The organism is Cohnella pontilimi (assembly GCF_005049045.1).
Taxonomy (GTDB): Bacteria; Bacillota; Bacilli; order Paenibacillales; family Paenibacillaceae; genus Cohnella; species Cohnella pontilimi.
The window spans coordinates 353,237-377,432 of sequence record NZ_SUPK01000001.1 but is presented as its reverse complement, the minus strand read 5'-3'; the positions used below and the strand labels follow the sequence as shown (position 1 = coordinate 377,432).

The 24,196-nt window shown below is 50.4% G+C and carries 29 protein-coding genes; 20 read left to right on the top strand and 9 right to left on the bottom strand.

The genetic code is table 11. The features are described from left to right. Window positions 1–14 precede the first annotated feature (14 nt). The 9 genes from E5161_RS01915 (at window position 15) to E5161_RS01875 (ending at window position 5,961) form a co-directional block, all read left to right on the top strand. Window positions 15–473: a GNAT family N-acetyltransferase gene (locus tag E5161_RS01915; RefSeq protein WP_136775894.1), complete on the top strand. Its 459-nt coding sequence runs from the start codon at window positions 15–17 to the stop codon at window positions 471–473. 86 nt (window positions 474–559) lie between these two features. Further along, window positions 560–1,090 carry a YfiT family bacillithiol transferase gene (locus tag E5161_RS01910; protein WP_136775893.1) on the top strand — a complete coding sequence of 177 codons (531 nt, stop codon included), beginning with the start codon at window positions 560–562 and terminating at the stop codon, window positions 1,088–1,090. Between the two features lie 6 nt (window positions 1,091–1,096). After that, window positions 1,097–1,321, top strand: a complete 225-nt coding sequence (locus E5161_RS01905; RefSeq protein WP_136775892.1) for a hypothetical protein — start codon at window positions 1,097–1,099, stop codon at window positions 1,319–1,321. After that, complete coding sequence (locus E5161_RS01900; RefSeq protein WP_136775891.1) at window positions 1,318–1,788, top strand: DinB family protein; 471 nt, start codon at window positions 1,318–1,320, stop codon at window positions 1,786–1,788. The genes E5161_RS01905 and E5161_RS01900 overlap by 4 nt, the downstream gene beginning before the upstream one ends. 96 nt (window positions 1,789–1,884) lie before the next feature. Beyond that, a complete protein-coding gene (gene gluQRS / locus E5161_RS01895) occupies window positions 1,885–2,865 on the top strand; it encodes a tRNA glutamyl-Q(34) synthetase GluQRS (protein ID WP_136775890.1) in 981 nt (326 codons plus the stop codon). A gap of 38 nt (window positions 2,866–2,903) precedes the next feature. Next, window positions 2,904–3,521 carry an HD domain-containing protein gene (locus E5161_RS01890; protein WP_246042062.1) on the top strand — a complete coding sequence of 206 codons (618 nt, stop codon included), beginning with the start codon at window positions 2,904–2,906 and terminating at the stop codon, window positions 3,519–3,521. An 82-nt stretch (window positions 3,522–3,603) separates the two neighbouring features. Then, window positions 3,604–4,119 (top strand): GNAT family N-acetyltransferase, encoded by a 516-nt coding sequence (locus tag E5161_RS01885; RefSeq protein WP_136775889.1) that lies wholly within the window; start codon window positions 3,604–3,606, stop codon window positions 4,117–4,119. Between the two features lie 136 nt (window positions 4,120–4,255). Then, window positions 4,256–5,533, top strand: a complete 1,278-nt coding sequence (locus tag E5161_RS01880) for a stalk domain-containing protein (RefSeq protein ID WP_136775888.1) — start codon at window positions 4,256–4,258, stop codon at window positions 5,531–5,533. A gap of 35 nt (window positions 5,534–5,568) precedes the next feature. Beyond that, window positions 5,569–5,961, top strand: a complete 393-nt coding sequence (locus E5161_RS01875) for an MmcQ/YjbR family DNA-binding protein (RefSeq protein ID WP_136775887.1) — start codon at window positions 5,569–5,571, stop codon at window positions 5,959–5,961. 135 nt (window positions 5,962–6,096) lie between these two features. Here the strand turns inward: E5161_RS01875 and xerS are convergent, their stop codons facing one another. Then, window positions 6,097–7,170 carry a tyrosine recombinase XerS gene (xerS, locus tag E5161_RS01870; protein WP_136775886.1) on the bottom strand — a complete coding sequence of 358 codons (1,074 nt, stop codon included), beginning with the start codon at window positions 7,168–7,170 and terminating at the stop codon, window positions 6,097–6,099. 124 nt (window positions 7,171–7,294) lie between these two features. Further along, window positions 7,295–8,662, bottom strand: coding sequence for a class II fumarate hydratase (gene fumC / locus E5161_RS01865; protein WP_136775885.1), 1,368 nt, complete (start codon window positions 8,660–8,662; stop codon window positions 7,295–7,297). Between the two features lie 384 nt (window positions 8,663–9,046). Between fumC and E5161_RS01860 the strand changes: the two genes are divergently transcribed. The 8 genes from E5161_RS01860 (at window position 9,047) to E5161_RS01825 (ending at window position 17,252) form a co-directional block, all read left to right on the top strand. After that, on the top strand, window positions 9,047–10,318 hold the full coding sequence (locus E5161_RS01860) for an S-layer homology domain-containing protein (protein ID WP_136775884.1): 1,272 nt from the start codon (window positions 9,047–9,049) through the stop codon (window positions 10,316–10,318). 28 nt (window positions 10,319–10,346) lie between these two features. Continuing rightward, complete coding sequence (locus E5161_RS01855) at window positions 10,347–11,960, top strand: ABC transporter substrate-binding protein (protein WP_136775883.1); 1,614 nt, start codon at window positions 10,347–10,349, stop codon at window positions 11,958–11,960. A gap of 91 nt (window positions 11,961–12,051) precedes the next feature. Beyond that, on the top strand, window positions 12,052–13,023 hold the full coding sequence (locus tag E5161_RS01850) for an ABC transporter permease (protein WP_136775882.1): 972 nt from the start codon (window positions 12,052–12,054) through the stop codon (window positions 13,021–13,023). A 19-nt stretch (window positions 13,024–13,042) separates the two neighbouring features. Next, entirely contained in the window at window positions 13,043–13,969 is a 927-nt protein-coding gene (locus tag E5161_RS01845; protein ID WP_136775881.1) for an ABC transporter permease, read from the top strand. A gap of 10 nt (window positions 13,970–13,979) precedes the next feature. Continuing rightward, window positions 13,980–15,008, top strand: coding sequence for an ABC transporter ATP-binding protein (locus tag E5161_RS01840; RefSeq protein ID WP_211246668.1), 1,029 nt, complete (start codon window positions 13,980–13,982; stop codon window positions 15,006–15,008). Continuing rightward, window positions 14,989–16,008 (top strand): ABC transporter ATP-binding protein, encoded by a 1,020-nt coding sequence (locus E5161_RS01835; RefSeq protein ID WP_136775880.1) that lies wholly within the window; start codon window positions 14,989–14,991, stop codon window positions 16,006–16,008. Before E5161_RS01840 ends, E5161_RS01835 begins: the two co-directional genes overlap by 20 nt. A 105-nt stretch (window positions 16,009–16,113) precedes the next feature. Continuing rightward, entirely contained in the window at window positions 16,114–16,890 is a 777-nt protein-coding gene (locus tag E5161_RS01830) for a response regulator transcription factor (RefSeq protein ID WP_136775879.1), read from the top strand. A gap of 98 nt (window positions 16,891–16,988) precedes the next feature. Further along, the gene (locus E5161_RS01825) at window positions 16,989–17,252 is read left to right on the top strand and encodes a hypothetical protein (RefSeq protein ID WP_136775878.1); all 264 of its coding nucleotides are present in this window, start codon (window positions 16,989–16,991) and stop codon (window positions 17,250–17,252) included. 41 nt (window positions 17,253–17,293) lie between these two features. Here E5161_RS01825 and E5161_RS01820 read toward each other — a convergent pair whose 3' ends face one another. Next, window positions 17,294–17,839: a hypothetical protein gene (locus tag E5161_RS01820; RefSeq protein ID WP_136775877.1), complete on the bottom strand. Its 546-nt coding sequence runs from the start codon at window positions 17,837–17,839 to the stop codon at window positions 17,294–17,296. Between the two features lie 122 nt (window positions 17,840–17,961). Between E5161_RS01820 and E5161_RS01815 the strand changes: the two genes are divergently transcribed. Beyond that, window positions 17,962–18,630, top strand: a complete 669-nt coding sequence (locus tag E5161_RS01815; protein WP_246042061.1) for a response regulator transcription factor — start codon at window positions 17,962–17,964, stop codon at window positions 18,628–18,630. A gap of 155 nt (window positions 18,631–18,785) precedes the next feature. Here E5161_RS01815 and E5161_RS01810 read toward each other — a convergent pair whose 3' ends face one another. Next, window positions 18,786–19,112, bottom strand: a complete 327-nt coding sequence (locus tag E5161_RS01810; protein ID WP_136775876.1) for a YnfA family protein — start codon at window positions 19,110–19,112, stop codon at window positions 18,786–18,788. Next, the gene (locus E5161_RS01805) at window positions 19,069–19,518 is read right to left on the bottom strand and encodes a MerR family transcriptional regulator (RefSeq protein WP_136775875.1); all 450 of its coding nucleotides are present in this window, start codon (window positions 19,516–19,518) and stop codon (window positions 19,069–19,071) included. The genes E5161_RS01810 and E5161_RS01805 overlap by 44 nt, the downstream gene beginning before the upstream one ends. 302 nt (window positions 19,519–19,820) lie before the next feature. Between E5161_RS01805 and E5161_RS01800 the strand changes: the two genes are divergently transcribed. After that, window positions 19,821–20,147 carry a hypothetical protein gene (locus E5161_RS01800; RefSeq protein ID WP_136775874.1) on the top strand — a complete coding sequence of 109 codons (327 nt, stop codon included), beginning with the start codon at window positions 19,821–19,823 and terminating at the stop codon, window positions 20,145–20,147. A 373-nt stretch (window positions 20,148–20,520) separates the two neighbouring features. Beyond that, the gene (locus E5161_RS21260; protein ID WP_281279833.1) at window positions 20,521–21,030 is read left to right on the top strand and encodes a CBO0543 family protein; all 510 of its coding nucleotides are present in this window, start codon (window positions 20,521–20,523) and stop codon (window positions 21,028–21,030) included. A 42-nt stretch (window positions 21,031–21,072) separates the two neighbouring features. On the opposite strand, the gene E5161_RS01795 is transcribed toward E5161_RS21260, so the two are convergent. The 4 genes from E5161_RS01795 to E5161_RS01780 form a co-directional block, all read right to left on the bottom strand. Beyond that, the gene (locus E5161_RS01795; RefSeq protein ID WP_136775873.1) at window positions 21,073–22,158 is read right to left on the bottom strand and encodes an L-dopachrome tautomerase-related protein; all 1,086 of its coding nucleotides are present in this window, start codon (window positions 22,156–22,158) and stop codon (window positions 21,073–21,075) included. Window positions 22,159–22,648: 490 nt separating this feature from the next. Next, entirely contained in the window at window positions 22,649–23,020 is a 372-nt protein-coding gene (locus tag E5161_RS01790) for a VOC family protein (protein ID WP_136776389.1), read from the bottom strand. 405 nt (window positions 23,021–23,425) lie between these two features. Further along, complete coding sequence (locus tag E5161_RS01785) at window positions 23,426–23,767, bottom strand: glycine zipper domain-containing protein (protein WP_136775872.1); 342 nt, start codon at window positions 23,765–23,767, stop codon at window positions 23,426–23,428. A gap of 32 nt (window positions 23,768–23,799) precedes the next feature. After that, window positions 23,800–24,015 (bottom strand): hypothetical protein, encoded by a 216-nt coding sequence (locus E5161_RS01780; RefSeq protein ID WP_136775871.1) that lies wholly within the window; start codon window positions 24,013–24,015, stop codon window positions 23,800–23,802. Between the last annotated feature and the right edge of the window lie 181 nt (window positions 24,016–24,196).

Genomic DNA, 24,196 nt, shown 5'->3' with positions numbered 1-24,196 from the left:
GGAGCAAGTATAGAATGACGAACGATATTGAGGTCATACGTGCAGGATTCGAACATATGGAGTTGGCCGCTCCTTTGTTCGATAGATACCGGCAATTTTATGGCCAAAGCTCGGATATTACGGGTGCCAGAGCATTCTTGGAAGAGAGACTGCGCCACGAACAATCGGTGATCTGCCTGGCGTTGGATCAGGCTTCGGGTAAAGGTGCCGGTTTCATGCAGCTTTATCCAACATTCTCCTCGGTTTCGATGAGGCATACCTGGATCTTGAACGATTTGTTCGTCCTGCCGGAGTTTCGCGGCCGGGGAGTTGGGAGAAAGCTGCTGGAAGCTGCTAGGAAGCATGCCATAGATACGGGAGCCAAAGGACTGTCGCTGTCGACTGCGGTTGATAATGTAACGGCGCAGAAGCTCTATGAGTCTTTCGGTTTTATTCGGGATCGCGAATTCTATCACTATGATTTATTGATTTAAAAGGTGGGATCGCGGATTCTCCTGTCCGGCCAAGCGGTAACGACGCTGGAAGGACAGTTCATTTCAAAATAAAGGAGTTTGGGAACATGACGGAAGATCTGCGTTATCCGGTGGGCAAATTCCATCACGAAGGAGATATCACGGCAGCGCACAGAGAGGCTTGGATGCGCGATATCGAGCAGCTGCCGGACAAACTGGCGGCCGCGATCCAAGGGCTTTCGCCGGAGCAATTAAACACCCCTTATCGGGATGGAGGCTGGACGGTAAGGCAGGTCGTTCATCACTTGGCGGACAGCCATATGAACGCCTTCATCCGCATGAAGCTGGCGCTGACGGAGGAGCGGCCGACAATCAAGCCATATGAGGAAGGAGATTGGGCGGCGCTTCCGGACAGCGTTTCCGCGGAACCGCAGCTTTCTTTGGACCTCCTGAAGGGGCTTCATGCGCGTTGGATCCTCCTGCTGCAGTCCATGTCCGATGCCGACTTTGCCAAAACATTTTTTCACCCCGGGTCCCAGCAGGTCCAACGATTGGATCGCACGCTTGGCTTATATGCCTGGCACAGCCGCCATCACGTGGCTCATATTACGTCGCTGCGCGAAAGAATGGGCTGGTGACGGCCGATGATGGCGGTAATTCTCTGGATTATCACCACCGGCATCACTTTAATGGTTTTGTATCTCATCATTCGTGCTGCCGTTAACCACTCCGTGTTGGCCGAATTGTACGGAGAAACAAGGCAGTTGTATGAACAGCAAAGCCGCAACGAGAAGGCGATCGCAAAATTAACCGATGAACTTGTGAAAATCCGACAATTCATGGAGCAAAGAGGGGATCAGGCGAAATGACGGATGTCATCAGTTTGAGGCAGCAGTTTGAAGGATGGGCAGATTATGTCCGCTCGCTCGATTCGCTCCCGGAATCGGACCAGTTGAAGGCGGTCGCAGAGGGCAAATGGGCTGTTAGAGACGTCATCGCCCATATGTGGAAATGGGACATTTTCTTTTGGGAGCATGCCGTCCGGCCCCTGATCGAAGGAACCCCGTTAACCTATCATAGTCTAGATTTCAACGCGTTCAACGAAAATGCCAAAAACGAATGCCGTCCTCTGTTTTGGTCGTACCTCATCGAACAAACCGCGAATACGCGTGATCAAATCGCAAATGCCGTTCGTCAGTTTCCCGAAAGCGAATATGAACGAACGGAGCGGGATGCCGACGGAAATCCATTCTCCATGAAGGCCTACCTGGAAGACTTCATTCATCATGACGCCCATCATCGCCTACAAATCGAATCTGTGCTAAGCGGAAAATGAACAGGCATCCTCCTCGGACGATAACCGGGGAGGTTTTTTATGACCATGGCCTTGAAATGGTACAATGGAATCGCGTTGTGAAAGGGGATGAGCGGAATGCCGGTTCAAAATGAAAAGGTTCGCGGGCGTTTCGCTCCGACACCTTCGGGACTGCTGCACTTGGGTAACGCGGGAACCGCACTGTTGGCCTGGCTCCAAGTCAGATCGTTGGGCGGCACCATGGTGTTGCGTATTGAGGATCTTGACCGGCCGCGCTGCAAACCCGAATGGACCGCCCGGTCTCTGGAAGACATGCGATGGCTCGGATTGGACTGGGATGAAGGGCCGGACTCCGAAGGCCCGTATGCTCCCTATGAGCAGAGCAAAAGAGGCGGCCTGTACACTGCGGCATTGGACCGGCTGGAACGAGAGAGCTTGCTATACCGTTGCTACTGCAGCAGGGCCGACTTATTGTCAATTGCGAATGCCCCGCATGGTTTGTCCGCGGAAGGACCGGCTTATCCCGGAACTTGCCGTGGATTATCAGATAAGGAAAGGGCGGAGCGCGAAGCGGGCAAAACGCCGTCTCTGCGGTTTGCCTTGCCGGACAAGCCGGTTCAATTCGAGGACGGGATTGCGGGGTTGGTACATTTTACTGCGGGGTCAGGAGGAGACTTCGTCGTAAAGCGTGCGGACGGGATCGTCGGCTATCAATTAGCTGTGGTGATAGATGATATGGCGATGGAGATTACCGATGTTTTACGAGGATGGGATTTGCTCGAATCGACGCCGCGGCAGTTGCTTTTGTATGAAGCGCTTGGCGGCGTGCCTCCCAGATTTGCCCATGCGCCTCTGATGAGAGGGCCGGATGGCAGCAGGCTGGCCAAACGACATGGCGACATTGCGTTGAACGCTCTGCGCGAATCGGGCGTTTCTCCCGAGCGGATTGTCGGTTTGATGGGATGGCTTTACGGCCTGCTGGATCTACCTCACGCCGTGAAAGCAAAGGACTTGATTCCGGCGTTCGATTTGAGTCGCATTCCGAAAGAATCGGTTGCGCTGCCGGCCGATTGGAGACGAATTGTTGGTTTGATATGATATAACGGCATTATAGACGTTGAAGGAGATGCCTACAGATGGAATCGTGGATGGATGAACGTTTAACCCGGCAAATCTCGTTTATCGCGGAGATCGACAAACTGAAAGGGGTACTGCGGCGCACGCGGATCATGGACGCCTCACGTTTCGAAAACACGGCCGAACATAGCTGGAACATTGCCGTCTTCGCCATGTTGATGCATGAATATGCGGAAGAACCTCGTCCGAACTTGGACCGGGTCGTTCGTATGCTGCTGATCCACGATATTGTGGAAATCGATGCGGGAGACACGTTTGCATACGACTCGGCCGGCTACGTGGATAAAGAAGAAAGAGAGCAAGCCGCTGCCCGGCGCATTTTCGGGCTGCTGCCCGACGATCAGCGCGACGAGTGGACGGAATTGTGGAAAGAATTCGAAGCTGTCGAGACGAAAGAATCCCGCTACGCGAACGCCATGGACCGCCTGCTCCCGTTAGTACACAACTATTACACCGGAGGCGCCAGCTGGGTGAAGCATGGAATCGTGCGGTCTCAGGTGGTTCGCCGGGTTGCGCCTGTAGAATCTATCTGTCCGCATTTGTGGCGTTTTGCGATGGAGCTTTTGGACCGGGCCGTTGGCAAGGGGATTTTAAAAGCGGATGCAGTGATGGACTAAGTTCGAGTTTCGCAAAGAATATACATAACATTCATTATGTTAACAACGACGGCGAGATCATACGAGAAGTGGGGGAAAATACATGCCAGCACCGCAGGTGAAGATTCAACCTTGGAGTGATGCTGATCTAGATTTGCTACGGCTTCTAAACACATCTGAGATGACAGAACACCTGGGTGGCCCGGAATCGGAAGAGCAGATCCTATCACGCCATAAGCGGTACTTAGAAGTCGGTGGAAGAGGTACTGGCCGTATGTTTACGATTGTGCTGCTTCAGAGTAATGAAACCGTCGGTAGTGTCGGCTATTGGGACAAAGTCTGGAATGGAGAGAACGTGTGCGAGACAGGATGGGGTGTCCTGCCCCGTTATCAGGGCAGGGGAATCGCAACCGAAGCTGTCGCGGAAGTTATTAAACTAGCAAGTGCCGAAAAAAAGCACAATTTTATACATGCCTTCCCATCCATGTATAACTCTGCCTCAAATGCAATATGCCGAAAGCTGAACTTCACGCTTTTGGGTGAGTGTGAATTTGAATACCCACCTGGCAGCATCATGCGATGCAATGATTGGCGGTTGGCATTGACTACAGCAAAATAACAATGAAAATGGCGTGTCTAATCGGCAGATCGATCGGACACGCCATTATTTTTAGTCCTTTATGCTTTCGACCGGGAGGAATCCTTTTGCTATAATACTATTAAATTTTACAACTTCTGCATGGGAGATTGAGAGAATGAACAAATGGGGAAAGTGGTTGGCCGCGGCTTCGCTTGCCGGCATAACCTTTACGTGCTCCGCAGGGAATATGGCGACAGCGGCTCCGAAGCCCGTCACCGTGCTGCTCGACGACGTTTCGTTGATCTTTACCGAAGCTGCTCCGCAAATTAACCACGATATCACGTTCGTTCCGTTCCGCGCGATCGCCGAACCGCTCGGGGTCGAGATTGAATGGGATCAATCGACCAAAACGATCACCGCGACCCAAAAGGTGGAAGGGGAAAGTAAAACCGTTGTTTTGCACCTCGGGAAACCGACTGCGGAAGTCAACGGGCAGCCTGCGAAGCTGGTCGCAGCACCTTTCACCTCGAACAATCGGACTTTAATCCCGCTCAACTTTTTCAGCACCCAGTTCGGCGCGAAAGTAGGCTGGAACGGCGCCACACGCACCGTCTCGATCGTTTCGCCGGTCCGGCAGATGCATCTGCGGGGCTTCTATGCCATCAGCTCTTATGCGGAGCGTGAGAGAATTCAGGATATGAACTCCGTTGCGTTCGGATGGATCCGGGTCGATCAGAACGGGGAGCTGACCACTTCGGGCAAAGATTTTTACTGGCCGCCCGCAGCCGGGTCCGACACGCCTGAAGCGATCGTATCGAATACCGCATCCCAAGGGAAGACGCCCTATTTAATGGTTTATGGCTCGGACGGCAATCTTGAATTGACGAAACTGTTAAGCGACGAGACGCTCCGTTCCCGCTCGATTGAAAAGATCGTATCGCTGGCTGCAGAAAAAGGATTCCAAGGCGTTATGCTCGATTTTGAAGGTCTAGGTTTCAAACTGAACGCGGCGGAGCAACAGAAGCTGCTGAACGACTACGCACGGTTGCTGGCAGAACAACTCTCGCCTCAGGGAATCAAGCTCTCACTCGCGGTACCGCCTCCGAACAGCAATTATAAAGGCTACGATTACCGTACGCTCGCGGATTTAGCCGACGATCTTGTCATTATGGCCTATGAGTATCATCCGATTGGAACGGTGAAGCACACGCCTCAACCGAACGCCAAAGTGGATGCCGCACTTACGGCGCTCCTTAAGGCGGGCGTTCCTGCGCAGAAACTGCTGCTCGGAGTCGACCTCAACAGCGAGACGCCGGCTTCCATCGATGATAAGCTTGGACTGGCCAAACGTTATCATCTGAAAGGTGCGGCTTTCTGGAGAATCGGTCTCTATTTCTACTACGGTCAAGAGTTCCTTGATGCGATTAACCGCTCTGCCGTGAAGGAAGAATAAGAACCGATAGGATACCCGAAAAGGAGCCGAAAGAGATGGCATTTGAAAGCGAACACGTCCTCGTTTCCGAAATCGCGCTTGCCGTACGTGACAGGATTCGGGCGATCACCCGCGGTCTGCCCGAGGCGGAAGAGAAGATCGACGGTTTCGGACACACGACTTTCAAGGTGCGAGACAAATCGTTCGTCATGATGGGAGAAGGAGAAAAGGGTGAAGGCGGCTCGCTCAGCTTTAAGAGCGACAAGGAGACCCAGCAGCTTCTGATCCAAAAAGGCCCCTATTACCGCACGGCATACATCGGTCAGCACGGCTGGGTTTCGATCAACTGCAAAGAAATCGAGGATTGGAACGAACTCAGCGAGCTGATTGTCGAAGCCTATTTGCGCGCCGCACCGAAACGCCTCGCTCAAGCATATCGTAATAAATAGCATTGGATTGCGGTACGATTAACATTCCGTGGTTCGTTTTCATTCCAATCGTCATTTTCGTTTTTTGGCTAGCCTCGAAACAGAGCAAAAAATGAGGAGACTCCACCGAGTCCCCTCATTTTTTTGTTCGGCCGCTTACCTGCGGTCAATCGCTTCTTCCATCGTTTTATCGGTCAAATGAGCGTAAATTTGTGTTGTTTCCGGTGATGCGTGGCCGAGCTGCTCTTGGGTTTTGTAAAGATCGTTGCGCAAGTAATAGTCTGTCGCGAACGAGTGACGAAGCTTGTGCACGGATAAGTAAGGCTTGCCGAACCTTTTGGCGTATTTCATCACCATTTCCTGAATGGCCCGCTTGGTCATGCGCGAGCCTTCTTTCCGGCCGTTGGCGATCGCCAGGAACAAGGCTTTTTCGCGTTTAGGCGCTTTATAGCGGGATTCCCGCTGCGCCAAATACTCCTCGATATCATCGACGGCATCCTGACGGAAGTATACGGGCGTTTTAAAAGAATCGTCGTTTTTCCCTTTGCGGTAGACGTATACCAGCTTTTTCTTCAAATCCAAATCGTCCAGATTGAGATTCACCAACTCGGAAACACGAAGTCCGGAATTGAGGATGAGGCTGACGATGCAGCAATCCCGTATATGGTTCAGCTCATGCGCGTAGGTCGCCTGCTTGTTCGCCGCCACATCATGCGCGTAATCGTGACGGATATAGTTGATAAACTCGATAATTTCCTGCTCCTGAAGCAGCTTTCCTTCGAGCTTGGCGGCCGTATCCTTCGGCTTGTGGGTTCGTTTCACTGACACCTTCGCCATAACATTCCGCTTTAACAGCGGATAAAAATTGTCATCCTCGGCAATTTGACTGAGATAGTGAAAGAGCGACCGAAGAGAAGAGAGCTTGCGCGAAATGGTGGTTTTGCCGTTCGTCTGTTCTTTGCGCGTTGCGAGAAACATTCGAAAATTGTCGACACTGTCCATGTGCAAATGTTCCAAATCTTCAATCGGTATGGCGCTGATGGAAGAGGCGGAGGTCAGCCCTTCCGCCAGCAGCCAGGAGAAAAACGTCTCATAATCCCTCACGTATTCAAGTAAAGAGGATGGGGAGAGGTCGGGCAGCTTATAGTTGATGAATTTTTCGACGTACCAGGGCATACCCGGAATGTGCTTTTCGAGCTCTTCCCGGTCTTTGATTTTCTGAATGTTCACGCGGGACTCGCCCCTTGTTTACATAATATAAATTATGTTCTTTATTCGTCGAGAACGCCTTACTCTTTTACTGTAACGTGTAGGGGATCTGCTGACAAGAAATAGTTAACCTCATTAATTAACTTTACTGCCGTATCATTTTTTCAGGTTTGACGATCTCATCGAATTGCTCCTCCGTCAACAAGCCGCTTTTCAATGCGGCCTGCTTCAACGTGAGGCCTTCTTTATGCGCAGTTTTGGCGATCATGGCCGCATTCTCGTAGCCGATCAGCGGATTCAGCGCGGTGACCAGCATGAGCGAACGCTCAAGGTGTCCCTGAATGACCGGCATATTCGGCTCTATTCCGACCGCGCAATGATCGTTGAAGGAGTGGATGGCGTCGGCGAGCAAGCGTGCGGACTGCAGGAACGTATGGGCGATGACCGGCTTGAACACATTGAGCTCGAAGTTTCCTTGACTTGCGGCGAATCCGATCGCAGCATCATTGCCCATGACCTGGCAGACGACCATCGTCATCGCTTCCGACTGCGTCGGATTCACTTTGCCCGGCATAATCGAGCTGCCCGGCTCGTTGGCAGGAATCGTAATTTCTCCTATGCCGCTGCGGGGACCGCTGGAGAGCCACCGGACGTCGTTGGCGATCTTCATGAGATCGGCCGCGAGAGCTTTCATGGCGCCATGAACAAACACGAGCTCATCGTGGCTTGTGAGCGCGTGGAATTTATTCTCGGCACTAACGAACTTTCGTCCTGTCTGCTTGCTGATTTCCGCGGCCACACGCTCCCCGAATTCCGGGTGGGCGTTAATGCCGGTGCCGACGGCGGTTCCGCCGATGGCGAGCTCACGCAGATTTTCGGATGAAGCGCGAATCATGGCTTCCGATTTGCCGAGCATGCGAACCCAGCCGCTGATTTCTTGGCCGAGGGTGAGTGGAGTGGCATCCTGCAAGTGGGTACGTCCGATTTTAATGATATCTGCGAAATGACGGCTTTTGTCCTCCAGCGTTTTTTTCAACACGGCAACGGCAGGGAGCACCCGGTCTTCAACGGCGGTGAGTGCCGCCATATGCATCGCGGTAGGGAAGGTGTCGTTGGAGCTTTGGGACATATTCACGTCGTCGTTGGGATGAACGTTAACGGCACCCTGCGGCGAGGCCAAATGGGCGATCACTTCATTCACATTCATATTCGACTGGGTCCCGCTGCCCGTTTGCCATACGGCGAGGGGGAATTGATCGTCCCACTTGCCCGAGATGATCTCGTCGGCCGCCCGAATGATCGCCGTTGCTTTGTCGTCGGCGAGCTTTCCGAGCTCAAGATTCACGACCGCTGCGCTTCTTTTTAATATCGCCAACGCGCGAATGAGCTCGATCGGCATTTTCTCGGTTCCGATGCGGAAGTTTTCCAAGCTGCGCTGCGTTTGGGCGCCCCACAGCTTGTCGGCAGGCACGGCGATTTCTCCCATCGTATCTTTTTCGATCCGGAATTCCATGTTTACATCCTCCTTGTTCTCGCATGACTTGATTATGTCTCATTACCGTATATAGTAACGCTCAAACGCTTCGGACACAAAAAGGGAGGGAGGGGGGGCTTCCCTCTGAGCAAGCCATGGACTTCCCTTTTCAAAACAAATTGAGAATAATGGCGAATTTTGCGCCAATATTTTTGTTAGATATTTGTTATTCTTCCGTTAGAAACCACGACAGGAATTAAGATAAATATTTACGAATACGTTTTCAATTGCTAAAAATTGCCCTTCCAAAGGAGGTCGCCTCGTAGAGAATGTTCTGGGTGATTAGCAATCAGCACGAGTGACACCAGCATTCGAGAACACGATGCACTAAGAATTGATCACATTGTTTAGGGAGGAAGCAAATTGAGACTTCGTAAAATGGCCATTGCATGCACGCTGTCAGCCGCACTAACGTTAGGCAGTTCTTCGGTTTTTGCCGCTTCTCTGGATGATACCGCCGGCTTGCCGGGAGAGGTATCGATGAACAAACTCGTATCGCTTCACGTGCTGCCCGCTTCAGGTACTTCTTACAATCCGGATGCTGCATTAACTCGCGGCGATTTTGTGTATGCGCTTACACAAGTTTTGAAGCTGAACGCGCCTAAAAGCGTGAAAATTAAAGATGTATCGAGCAATAGTAAAGATTATGCCTCGGTGGCCAAAGTTATCGGCAACGGTCTGCTGAAGCTGGACGCCAAAGGCAATTTTAACTCGAAAAAAGCGGTCACTTACGCGGAGTTCAGCCGGGCGCTTGCAGCAGGTCTCGGTTTGAAATTAAGCTGGTCGGACCGTCCGATCGATTATTTGTTCTATCTCGAGCGCAAAGGCGTCCTTGATATCGATACCGATCTGGACGCTGTCGTCACGAGAGGAGCCGCAGCGGTGGCCATCGATCAGGTTATCACGCTCAAAGGCACCTTTAAAAGCGACAGCGGTGTAGTCGTCGAATTGAAGGGCGACGATGCGGTCGTATTGAATAACGGTCGGGAGAACGTTACATACAAGCTCGACAAGGATGCGTCTTTGTTCCTCAGCGGGCAAAGCGACGATCTATCGTCCTTCGGGCCTGGTACGGCGGTTCAGGTCTTGCTCAACGCCAAGGGCGAGATCTCGTTCTTGTCGGGCCACAGCCTGTTACTTGAGGAAGGCAGCATCGTTTACAAATCCGGCAAGGTGAGCATCAACAGCACACTTCGCAACATCGATCTGAGAGCCGTTGTCAATCCGTTGCCGAATGATCCGAACGGAACGTTCACATTGAAAGGCTTCGGCAACTACAGCGGAGCAGGCGTGACCTTTGCCGGCGGTGCCTATGTGAACAACCAAAACGATGAGGTCACGCTGCTGGATCTTCGGGTAGCCAAGGCGGAAGAGAAACCGTTCACGGTTGGTTTCAACGGCTTGACGCTCGATTTCTCGGACGACGCACTTGCCAATCTGAGCTTCAAAGTTGCCGACGACGTAAAAATTACGTTGAAAGCGGCATCCGCAACGGACAAAGACCAAAAGCTGACCCTCACTGAACTGACCGCTCTCCAAACCGGCAACACGCTGACTGGAACGGTCGAAATCAACTCCGACGGATTCGTGACTTCGATCGTGGCCACGGCGGAGAAGAAAACGGAGAACAAATAATCATCATCACTCATAGGAGGATCAGTTCATGATCAAAAAACTGACAGCTGTCACAATTGCGGCAGTATTGCTAATATCGCTGCTCAGCGGCGTTTCCAGTGCTGCGAGATCCGGTTTCGATCCGAAAAAAGTGGGCGGAAAAGTGGTGCTCACCTCTTTCTCGGATGCGGTGACGCTCATTCCGCTTCGGGCCAACGACCAAGCTTCCAATGACATTATCGGCATGGTTTTCGACTCGCTCGTCCGTAAAGACTTTTACGGCCAGCCGATTCCCGGAATGGCCGAGCGTTGGACTTACGACGCGAAGACATTAAGCTACACGTTCTATCTCCGCAAGGGGATGAAATTCCACGACGGAAAACCGGTGACGGCCAACGACGTGAAGTTCTCATTCGATATGTATACGCATCCCAAAACGCTGAACACATATAAAGCGGATTTCACGGATATCCAGAGCGTCACCGTGGTGAACGATCTCACGGTAAAATTCACCCTCAAGAAAAAGAACGTTTTCTTCCTGACGAATGCCGCAAACTCGGGAGCCATTCTTCCGAAACACCTGTTCCCGAGAGGCATTGACGATTACAATGCCGACAACAGCTATTTCTCCCGTCATCCGGTCGGCACCGGCCCATTCAAGTTCAAAGAATGGAGAACCGACGAACGCGTTGTCGTGTCGGCATTCAACGATTACTGGAATGGACGTCCCTATCTGGACGAGGTTATTACCCGGATTCTCCCGGATAATAACGTAGAGTCCATCAATCTGATCAAAGGCGACGTTGATTTTGTGCAAGTTATTTCACCTAGAACCGTCGCAGATGTAGAGAAATCCTCGAATCTGAAAACGGTTGTTTACGACCGCGGACGTTTCGATTACATCGGCTGGAATAACGACAACCCGCTTTTCCAAGACAAGAAAGTTCGTCAAGCCATGAACTATGCGATGGACCGTCAAGCCGTCGTATCCAAAATCATGCTGGGCCGCGGTTATCTCGGCACCGGTCCGTTCCATCCGAAATTGCCTCAGGAAAACAAGAATGTTAAGCCTTACCCGCTGGATCTGAACAAAGCAGCCCAGCTGCTCGCGGAAGCCGGCTGGAAGAAAGGCTCTGACGGCATCCTGGAAAAAGACGGAAAGAAGTTCGAAATTGAAATTGCCTACAACAACGGCAACGTAACACGTCCGAAGGTTGCGCAAATTTTGGCGCAAAACCTGAAAAAGCTGGGCATCAAGGCATCGGTTCGCGGCTATGAATGGTCTCTGTTCCTGGATAAACAACAAAAAGGCACGCTGGATATGTACGTTTTAGCTTGGGGTGGGTATGACGGTAACGTCGAACACTACGGCATCCTGCATTCCTCCGCGATTCCGGACAAAAACGGTGACGGCGGCAACAATGCATGGCACGTTCATTACTCGAAGGTAGACCAGCTGCTGGAAGCTTACCTGCAAGAAGAGGATTCGTCGAAACGCAACAAAATTTATCAAGAGCTGCATGCGTTCCTGGCCGATGAAGCGATCGCCATCTTCACCCACCATCCGAAACTGACGGCCGGCATGAACAAAAATCTGTTGGGCGTACGGATTTCGTTGTCCAGCCCGTACTTCAATATCGAAGACTGGTATTGGAAGAAATAATCGGCGATCATCGTGACCGGTAGAACAGCCGCCGTCGACGACTTCGAATCGTCGCGGCGGCTGTCATTATGACAGGAAAGAAGGGTGTGCCCTGTTTCCCTATATTCTGCGAAGAATCGTACAAATGATCCCGTTGTTGTTCATTATTTCGATCGTATCTTTTCTCTTGATGACCATGGCCCCCGGCGATCCGACCGCCATGTTCGTCAATCCGGAGTCCTCCAAAGGTGCAGAGCAGGATTTATCCGCCATACGTGACAAACTTGGAGTCGACAAACCGATTTATGTTCAATACGCGAAATGGATCAAAATGATCGTCCTGGATGGCGATTTCGGCTATTCGTTCCAGGACGGCAGACCGGTGTTGGAAAAAATCGTGGAGAGAATCCCGGCAACGTTGCTTCTCATGGGGACCGCTATATTCATATCTTTTTTAATCGCGATACCGATCGGAATCTATTCCGCGGTCCGGCAATATTCTCCGCTTGATAATACGTTTACGTTTTTGTCGTTTTTGGGCATATCCATTCCGTCCTTTTTCTTTGCGATCATGATGATGCTCGTATTCTCGTTAAAACTCGGATGGTTCCCGGCGAGCAACATGCGGGGTGACGGGGGGAACCTGCCGACTGCTCTTGATATTTTATATCATTTGATTCTACCGGCATCCGTATTGGCGTTCGGCCTTGTCGCCCAGTACTCCCGGTTCATGCGGTCCAGCATGCTGGAGGTTATTCACCAAGATTATATTCGAACGGCTCGTGCCAAAGGGGTAACCGAAGGCAAGGTTGTATTCAAGCATGCGTTCCGCAACGCGCTGCTCCCGATCATTACACTCATCGGATTGCAGCTGCCCCATTTGTTCGGCGGGGCGCTGATCATTGAGCAAATATTCGCATGGCCGGGTATGGGCAGGCTGGCGATCGGTTCGATCTTTATCCGTGATTACCAGGTTATTATGGGCGTCACCATGGTTACAGCCGTGCTGGTCGTCATCGGAAACTTGCTTGCGGATATTCTATATGCTGTCGTTGACCCAAGGATCCAGTACGGGAAAACCTAAAACGAGGTGAACACGGAACGTGAGCCAGCAAAACGCGGTAATCGATCAAGGTCTGGCCGCCGAGCGGCAAACCGAGTGGTCCCAGCAAGGCAAAATGCAAACGAGAGCGGCAGCCGTTTGGAACAGGTATAAGCGAAACAAGTTCGCGGTTGCCGGATTTATTGTGTTCACGATCTATATTCTGGCAGCCATTTTTGCTCCACTATTCTCTCAATATGATCCGGAATCTTTCGATATAATGGACGCCGACCTCGCGCCGAGTTTAAGCCACCCGTTCGGCACCGATTCCATGGGGGCAGACGTGTTTATCCGCGCGCTGTTCGGCGCCCGCATTTCCTTATCCGTGGCCGTTATCGCAACCACCGTTACCGTTGCTTTCGGTGTGATCTATGGGGCGGTCTCCGGTTATTTCGGGCGAGCCGTCGATATGATCATGATGAGAATCGTCGACGCTTTACAGTCGATCCCGTCCTTCTTCTTGCTGCTCATCATCGCGGCGATAATGGTTCCCTCCATGTGGTCTACTATTATTGCGCTAAGCACTTTCGGTTGGCTCAATATGGCACGGATCGTGCGAGGGGAGATTCTGTCGCTTAAAGAGAGGGATTACGCCACTGCGGCGCTGGTGACCGGGGAGCCGAAGAGGGCGATCATTTTTTATCACATTCTCCCGAATGCTATTGCACCGATTATCGTCATCGCGACGCTGGATATCGCCAATAACATTATCGCCGAAGCGACGCTCAGTTTCTTAGGCTTGGGGATCCAGCCGCCGACGCCGAGCTGGGGAAACATGCTTTCTTCCGCCCAGGAGCTTGTTACGTTAACGACGTATCCTTGGACGGCGCTATTTCCAGGATTGTGCATCATGATTGCGGTTCTTGCCGTGAACTTCATCGGCGACGGTCTGCGGGACGCGCTCGATCCGAGACAAAAAAACAAGTAGGAGGGCCGCGATGATGACGAGGTTGCAGAGCCATCCGGATCCGATTGTTCAGGTCAAAGGGTTAAAGACGTATTTCTATACGGAAGAAGGCGTCGTTCCAGCCATTGATGGAGTCGACTTCGAGGTGCTGCGCGGGGAAACGCTGGCTATCGTGGGCGAGTCCGGCAGCGGTAAAAGCGTGACGTCATTGTCGATTATGAGATTGATCCCTTCCCCTCCAGGCAAGATCGTGGAAGGCGATATCACATTTAACGGAGAAAGTCTGCTCACCAAAACCAATGCGCAGATGAGACAAATCCGCGGAAATAAAATCTCGATGATTTTCCAAGAGCCAATGACTTCGCTAAATCCGGTCTACCGGGTAGGAGACCAAATCGCAGAGTCACTGAAGCTTCACCAAGGCATGAAGAAGAAGCAAGCGTTAAAAGAGGCCGTGCGATTGTTGGAGCTTGTCGGCATTCCCGAGGCGGAGCGGCGTGTCAGCCAATATCCCCACGAGCTCAGCGGAGGCATGAGGCAGCGGGTGATGATCGCCATCGCACTCGCCTGCAATCCCGAATTGCTCATCGCCGACGAGCCGACAACGGCGCTGGACGTCACGATTCAAAATCAAATTCTGCATCTCATGAAGCAATTAAAAGAAAAAACAAACACATCTATTATTCTGATCACGCACGATCTCGGTGTCGTGGCCGAAGTCGCCGACCGGGTTGTCGTTATGTACGCCGGACAGGTGGTGGAACAGGGAGATGTTTACACGATTTTCGAAAATCCTAAGCATCCTTATACCATCGGCTTGCTGGAATCGATGCCGAGCCACAAGAAAAGAACCGGCAAACTGAAAACGATCGAAGGCGTTGTTCCGAATCCGCTTCACCTTCCGCCGGGCTGCCGGTTCGCGCCACGCTGTGAATTTGCGACGGACTTATGCCGGTCCGAAGTACCCGCAGTCATTACCGTCGGCCAAGAAGAGACGGTTCGCTGCTGGAAGTACACCGAGCGTTGGGAGGGCAATCTTAATGAGCATAGCGCTGTTTGAAGCCCAAAAGGAACAAGAAACGAAGACAGATGAAGTCCTTCTGAGTGTTCGAAACGTCAAGAAGTATTTTCCCGTAAAGGGCGGGTTATTCGACCGCGTCTTAGCGCATGTGAAAGCGGTCGATGATGTCAGCTTCGACATCCACCGAGGCGAAACGCTTGGTTTAGTAGGGGAAAGCGGCTGCGGCAAATCGACGATCGGCAAAACAATGCTGCGCATTCTTAATGCGTCAAGCGGAACCGTGGAATTTGAAGGGCGCAACATTTTCTCGCTGTCCGAGAAAGATATGCGCGGCTTGCGCAGAGATATGCAGTACATTTTCCAGGATCCGTTCTCTTCCTTGAATCCCCGGTTAAGTGTGGGGGAATCGATCGCGCGGGTGCTGCGCATTCATGGAATGAGCCGGAAATCCGAGCGTGAGCATCGTGTTCAGGAGCTTCTTGAGATGGTGGGATTAAGCCCTTACCACATTCGCCGATACCCGCACGAATTCAGCGGCGGACAGCGTCAAAGGATCGGAATCGCAAGAGCGCTCGCTCTGAATCCGAAGCTAATCGTATTGGATGAGCCGGTGTCCGCCCTCGACGTATCGATCCAGTCGCAAATCATTAACTTACTTGAGGATCTGCAGAAACAATTTAACCTTACGTATTTGTTCGTTTCGCACGGCCTTAACGTCGTTCGGCATATCAGCAGCCGGGTGGGCGTCATGTATCTCGGTAAACTTGTCGAGCTTGCGGAAACGGATACGCTGTTCGCTAAGCCCCAGCATCCTTATACGCAGGCGTTGTTATCGGCCAATCCGGTGGCGGATCCGAGGCAAAGAGACGAGAAGAAAATGGTGCTGGAAGGCGATGTGCCCAGTCCCATCAATCCGCCGTCCGGCTGCCGTTTCAGGACACGTTGCCCGTTTGCCACACAGAAGTGCGCCGAGGTAGAACCGGCGTTCGCGAAAGTTGCAGATAACCATTTCGTCGCCTGTCATTATCCATTGAACTAAAAGTGAGAAAAATTTCATAAACCCGGCTGATCCAGAAGGAGTATCGAATGTATAAAGCGAATAATTATGGAATTGTAACCGCTTTCTAAAGGAGTCGGAGGGACAATGTCCGAGCAGGAAACGCCGGCGGGGGAGCGCAACCATTTGAAAACGATGCTTGTCATCGATGATGACGAACATTTTTTGGAGCATACCAGCCGTTACTTTCGTAACTGGATCCGCGTGGAGTGCGTCCCGGATGGGCTTAGCGGGCTGGTTCAGACGATCAAGCTGGAGCCGGACATTATTCTCCTTAACTTTCGTGCGGCCAAAGTGAACTGTGCGGAACTGTGCAGGAAGATTCGCGATATCTCCAGCGGGCTTTTATTTGTCCTTGCAGACGAGGGAATGGGGGGAGAGGAGCGCATCGCTTGCTTTGAAGCCGGTGCGGACGATGTGATGTCCAGCTCGTTCAACTGGAAGGAACTGATGCTGCGCATTCAAGTGCTGCTGCGTCGAGGCTCATCGATGGATGCCAAACAGGATGCCGCTTCCGTGCTTCATTTCGGACCGCTGCGCATGGATCGAACGACCTTTCGGGCATTTGTGTTAGATCAAGATTTGATTTTGACCCGCAAAGAGTTTTCCATTCTATGGGCCATGGCGGCCAAACCCGGCGAGATCGTGAGCAGACAAGAGCTTCTTCGCCGGGTTTGGAATTACAATCCCACGGACGACGATCGAATGATCGATACCCATCTGAACCGGCTCCGTAAAAAGCTGCATCGTGCATCCGAGCGTATCCGGATTAAAACGGCCTGGGGAATCGGTTATAAACTGGAGTCGTTGAGTATTGCGGCTATGCTGATCCTCATGCTTCAATGGTGTGCCGACATGCTTTAATCATGTAATGCGTTTAATCCCTGACGTAATTCGTCAGGGATTTTTGTTTGCAGGCGATGAGGGTAAAGACAATAAGATAAAGGAGAGGAGGGATCGCCATGCATACCGGCGCCGGTTATGTGGTTTTATGGATCGTATTGACGTTTTTTCCGATCATGACGGCTTGGAAAAGGAAATGGGCAGCGTTCACCGTGTATTTGGCGGGTTGGATCCTTTTCCTGTTTTCCGTATTGGACCGTAAGGACGGCTGGGACGATTTGGCGGGTATCGCAACTTTCATCGTGGTGATTTTACCGATCTATTTGGCAGCGTCCATCATCTGGCTGTTGAGTTTACGGGATCACCGAAGAATGAATAAATAATTTGTCACATAGTTTACATAATTAAAATTATGTTCATTTGTTTACGAAGCGAGATTCAACGAATTGGCTGCTGCCGCTTCCTTGTTGCGGTATTTTCCAGATACAATGGTAAATCCCATTGCCCCATATGCAAGCCCCCAGAAAAGTGCGAACCAGCTCTCCAATCCCGGAACGCCGAACGATACCAGCATCACCACAAATAAAAGCACGTTCCAGAGTGGGAACACTTTGGCGCGAAACGTAACAAAAGCCAGCAAAATCGTCCCCAGCATCATCCCGATCCCCACAAGCATGCCGGTAATGTCTACGAACAATCCCTCTTTCGCATAAGCGCCGTAAGCCCAAATCCCGTACTGCTGTCCGGAAATGATGATGTTGCCGGCTGCCGTAATGAATACCGCGGCGAAGCCGAGCTTTCCGGTTTCCTTCATCTGAGGTAAATACGAAGCGATCGAACTGAAAGCCATCAGGATAGCGGCAATATATCCGCACAACAGTTCCTGATGAGTGTCACCTCCCCAAATTAGCGCTGCCGGAGTCATCCCCATCCTCGCGATACCGGCCAAAATCACCGGAGGAATCGGCATTCATTCCATTCGGGAACGGGCTGCAGAGTTGGGAGGTTATTGCACCGTAGAATCGCCGGACATCGGAGGGACCGTTATTAAGGCTGTGATCCCATTAGCCGCCAAGGGAGAGGAAAAGGATATTGCTGGCCGACGATCACCCGCTTTTTCGAAGCGGCGTTCGAAATTTGCTTCAAATGACGGATGATCTGGAAGTGGCAGGGGAAGCCGCAACAGGGGAAGAGGCGGTAGATCTTGCCGTCCGACTTGAACCTGACGTGATTGTGATGGACATCCGGATGCCTGGCATTAACGGTATTGAAGCGACACGCCAAATTAAATTGAAGAAACCAGGTATAAAGATCTTAATCGTAACCATGCTGAATAACGACAAGTCGGTGTTTACAGCCATGCAAAACGGAGCACGAGGTTACGTATTGAAGGATTCCGGCGAACTGGAACTGCTACAGTCGATTCGTACGGTAGGTCACGGCGGAGCTGTGTTGAGCAGCGACATTGCCGCCAGGATGATGGATTATTTTACGGTGACACAGCCGAATGCCGTTCGAAATCCGGCATTAGCTGAACTCACGGCAAGGGAAATGGAAATTTTGGAACTCATTCAGCAGGATTACACAAATGCACGGATTGCCGCACAGCTTCACTTGAGTCCCAAAACGGTTGCGAACCATATATCTAACATCCTGAATAAACCGCAAGTATCCGATCGACATGAGGCAAGCAAGCTATATAAATCCGTGGACGATCTGTTAAATCATGACGGTGAAGACAACTGGGAGACATACACATGAATATCGCAAGATAAGTAATTGCATTGCACCAATCTGCTAATTTGCGTATTCTTTTTCACAAAACCCGTATTTTGTACAGATGTCTTCATTGAAGTGTAAGCATCAAGGTTCCTTATATCTTGTTGCTCGAACCCGGTCTCGTAGCGATACAAATGTTAATGTCTCGGGACCCAAAGCATGATGGATACGCCTAGCAAGCAAACTGTGGCACCGATCAAGTCGTACAAGTCAGGCGTCTTGCGATCGATCAGCCAGCCCCATAACACTGCTAACACGATAAACCCTCCACCGTATGCCGCATATACCCGGCCAAAGTTTGGGAATTTCTGAATCGTCGGAATGATTCCATATAGTGCCAGCACGATTGCACCAACCGTGCCATACCAGAGCGGACGTTCCTCCCGAAGCCAAAGCCAAATAAGATAACCCCCGCCGATTTCAGCGATACCTGCGAGAAAAAACAACAGGATGGCGGTCAGCACCCTTTTCCCCTCCCCTGTCGCATGTCCCATCCAAACTCACATTCAGAAAACACTCGTCCCACGACAGGCAAGTACATCGCAGTCCTCGGTCGAGCACCTCCTGCATCAGAACGAGCTCCCTTTGCTTTTCTTCGAGCTCCATACGCTTCTTCTGTGCCATTTCCCGCCAACGTTCGGACGGTGGAACGTTTGAATCGAAACCCTCTAAGAGCGTCAAAATTTCGTTCACCTGGAAACCAGCCTGCTGGGCCATTTTGATGACCCTGATCCGAAACAGGATGTCGGGCGAGTACCGCCGCTGCCCGCCCTTTCGCTCTGCAGGCGGAAGCAGTCCCTCCTTTTCGTAATACCGCAGGGCACTTGCCGGAACACCACTCTGATCCGCCACATCACCGATTGACAGCATATAATCACCCCTTGACTTAAAGTGAACTTTAAGTTTTATGCTTGCACTATACACGAAACGGAGGTGATTTGGCAATGAAAAAATGGCTCGCCGGCTTCGGGCTGATCGCTGCTTGCAGTCTGTGTTGTGCCTTTCCTTTTCTATTCGTGGGGGCAACGGGAATAATCAGTGCAAGCGCTGGGTATTTGGTGATCGGGGGAATTCTACTGCTTGCGGCTTTTGTTTACTACCACCGCTCCAGGCAGAAACATGCATGTTCGATTGACTGCAGTTGTCAAACCGTACAAAAGAGGTGATTTCACTTGACCGAGTCCTGCTCCATAGCCTGCCACAAGCTATCCTTCTCTCCAGATGAAAGTAAAACGTACGAAACGCTTCGTGAAGCGTTATTCCGTGATCTCATCAACATTAGCGAGCAGATCGACGGCTATGCCTTCCTCTTCCCCTTCGATGCTCAAATTCTAAAGTGCATCGCCGACTGGATCCCACTGGAGTTGAAGTGTTGCCCGTTTCTTAGAGTGGCAATCTCCATTACTAACGATAGCGGGATCACACTCAAGCTATCAGGGCCGGCGGAGGTAAAGACGTTCCTGCTTCAGGAATTGAAATTGGCGGAAAGCGATCTCTAGGGGCTGATGACCATCATTAAAATCCAATCTAAGGATTGCATGCAGTTCGTTCCCTAACAAGTTTTGATATATAAACTTAATGGGTAACAGTACGGCGAAGCCATCGGTTTATGGCTCACGCCGCCATATCTCCGCCACATGCTCCCCTCGATTGCTTCAACGCCATGCCCATGCGGACCGGTCGCTATAATGCTCACCGCACTTGGCGCGTCAGGAGCGGCACCCGGTTTTCACGTTTCGCCCGTAACGCGGCAAACAATGCAAATTCTTGTCCTCAATCGGGAAACGATGTAAGTTCTTGTCCCGGCACAAGGACAAGAACTTACATCGATAAAATGAAAAAGCCGCGCTGCGCGCGGATTTGAATGAATGTATGTTCTTGTCTCCCGACAGGTTTTTATACGTTCAAGGTTTTGTATTAGGTGTCGGCCGTTTTTTTCATCGTGGTATCCGCGGACTTCAAATCAAATTGGCATTGACCGCTTTTTTGTTCAAACAGTGGATAACGTGCATACTCGGCCATGCTGCGGTACAGTTCGGACTTCTCGCCTATCCCTTTAGAGAGCTGGCGGAAAGCAACCGGACCAGCTTCACGTATGAATATATGGCTCATCCGGTGGCATGCGCTGTTTTTATCGTTTACTATCCGAGCCATCGGAGCCGTTGGATTCAAATAGGTTACTACGTATTATTCTGCACCGTTTTAACCGTCGTGGAGATCGTAATCCAACGTTATACGGACCTGATTCGTTACATTCGTTGGAATTGGTTTTGGTCGTGGGGATCGCTCTTTCTCACCTTCATGGTGACCCGAGTGTTTTGTGTCCTCTATTTTAGGACGATGAATCAACAAAAAAACGCGGCTACTGTGCCGCGTTCCTAAATGCATCACCAATTTACGCATCACTATAAAGTGAATTATTAATCAAAAGGTAGGAGCAGGAAATTCATCAATTTTTATGCGAAGTAAACTATAAGGTTTTTGCCGCAGGTCTTTTCCATAATGGAATCTTGCCTGCCGATGCAGTTGGTTCACGATAAAATATAAATATTGGTCCGGACCAATAGAAAAAGTATCCGGCCATAAAATTCTCGGATCATGTGCGATGGTTGCCATTATTCCATTCGGCAATATCTTTCGAATACTATTGTGTTCATAGTCTCCGGCGTAAACGTTTCCTTTTGCATCGGTTATCATTCCGTCAGACGCGCCTTTTTCTCCCCAATATCGCACATAATCATGTAAATTGGAATCCGGTATCCTTATGTCTCTTAGGGCTTCTGTTGAGATCGAGTATAGATGACGACTGCTGAGCGGACAAAAAAATAAAATCCTTCCATCGGGGGAAATCGCTATACCATCAGAGGCCAATCTAAAAGGTGAAGTGGTGCCGTAAGGGATTCGATTCAACAAAATTTTACCTTCCACTTTCGGTAAAAAAAATGGATCGGGTGAAGTGGAATTTGCTCCATGCAACCGTCTAAACGCATTTCCATTTTCCAAATTTACGACTATGATCGCGCCTGGACCTCTAGAAGATGAATCCGTTATATATGCGTAACCTGATTGACCAACCCGAAAATCAAATCGGACATCATTCAGATACGTTGTCGGCAAGACTACATTTTCTGCAAACGTATATACTTTTCTTATCGTATTTGTTTTTAAATCTACAGCGACTAATTTTGCCCCTCCTTTAATGGGTTCGGAAAAATTCGGTGCCGCCGTATCCAGTACCCAGAGGGTTCCCCTTCCATCCGCAATTACACTTTGGACACTGATGAAAGACATCGTGATATTCGAAGGGTTCATTAAATTCGTTTCCAAATTTGGATAAGGCTTCAACTGTCCCCCAACAATTTCCGCTACCGTAAATTTAACGTCATCTCCCCATCTCGGAAAGCAAACGAAGATACGCCCGGTTTCTGATACACTAACGCCAGTAGGCATAGCCCCAAAAAATGAATAAACGAGTTCTAACTTGCCGAAGTATTCTTCAGTAGGTAACATGGGTTTTATGATATCCTCCCCAACATTTTGAACGGATATCACCTATATATGTTGAAATTTTTATGCTAATGCCTGGTCCTCCTACAAGTTATATTGATCTACTACTAGGGTTCGGGAATCCGTGTGATCGCCGCGGCAGCAGGACGACCGTTAGGATTCCCCCTCGCTCGCTCCGCATCCTTCGACGTCCCGCCCCCGAGCTCCCTCTCTCCATACGTATCCGCACGATCGCCGTAGTGCTTGCTGCCGAAGCCCAGGGTCTGGGCTCAACTAGATCAGGCTATAAGTTCCACTTTATATTACCTTGCGACAATGTCCCCAATTTTGTGTCGTTAGCCTACAATGTCAGTACATTTGTGTCGTCACTCCGCGACACAAATGTACTGACATAAAAACAAAAAAGCTTGATTTCTCAAGCTTTCGGGTGATCAGTTATGTCGCTGGTTTTGTGTCGTTAGACACATCGGGTCTTTTGGCAGTACCGTTATTTTTATCGATGTTGATCGAAAAGAATTTGATTACCGTCCGGATCCTCAATGATAAAATGTGCTGGCCCTTCACTTGCTTCATCTGCTTCAGTCAGCATTTTCATTCCTTTTGCTTTAAGTTGCTTTTGTATTTCTCGTATATCCGTAAACTGTTCGAGATTTTCATTATCTTGGGTCCACCCTGGATTAAAGGTGAGAATGTTCTTTTGTATTATTCCTTGAAATATTCCAATTTCGCAATTTTCATTCTTCATAACAAGCCAATTCTGTTTAATGTCACCGGCCCAAATTTGAAATCCGAGGTTCTCGTAAAAAGATTTTGATACATGAATGTCTTTTACGCTTAAACATACAGAAAATGCACCTAGATTCATATTTTCTTCTCCCTTACTGTTATATTCCATGTCATTAATATAACCTTAATCGCAGTTCGTTTCTTTGTCCATTTTCATAAATTGAAAAAACCGCGCAGAGCGCGGATTCCAATGGCTGTACAGTAAGCTGCGTTATGATTGAGCTGTTGCCCCAAAAAAACGCCCATACATATCAGCATGGGCGTTTTGCTTCGGTCGCTAGATTTTGTTCCAGGCTTTATCATCTTCGGTCCGCTCGTATTCCTCGTGCAACTCTGGACTCTCGCGCTCGGCATCGTTTTGTTGCGCAGTCGAACTGTAGTCACCTCAATGCAGTGAGGATTAAAAAGAAAACGAACAGAGAGATTACTTAATCATATAAAAAAAGCTTGGTTATCCAAGCTTTTTCTCATCATCGCCCGCAAGTTAAGCCTGCGTTTGTGTTGTTGGCTGTGTCATATTGTTGACGGGCTGGCTTCTAAATATCACTTGCCCTGTTTGCTGGCCGACTGCCCGCCCTACCTTGTCACCGAGTACGCCCCCGATAACAGCACCAACCACGGTACCTAAGCCGGGCAGCATCGAGGTTCCAAGCAAAGCTCCGTATTCCACACCCGCCATGACGCCAACGGCCCCGGTTGCATTTTCTGCCGTATGGACGGCGTACTCCCTGCCGCTCATCAAGCCTTTATTGTAGTTCTTCGTATGCTGAAACTGTGACATCACCCCGCTGACGACCCCCGCCCATAGAGAACCTCCTTGAAACATCACACTCTCTCCCCCTTTCTTATTTGCATTGCTTATTTTTTGTCCGTTGTCGTTGTAAACAAGTCCTGAGAAACGGATTGTATTCTGTTTCGAGCTTCTCCGCCTGCCTCTTTCGCTTGCTCACTTAGATCCAGTACATATTCCGTTGCTTTGACTGCCCACTTTCGAGCTGTTTTTCTAGCATCCGGCGACAACGCCAATAATAATCCCACCGCGCCTAAAGCCACGCCCCAAGGCGATTTCAGCATGGCTAATTCCTCCTAGACCAATTTAATTCACAGCGTTAATATGGGTACCAAACTTAAGAAATATGCATGTCAAAAAGCGCCGCGTTGAGCGAATAGATATCACCTGCAAGCAAATACTACCCGACATGACAAAAAGACCGCGCATTGGATACAAGGAGAGTATGGTCATGAGTGCTGCCGT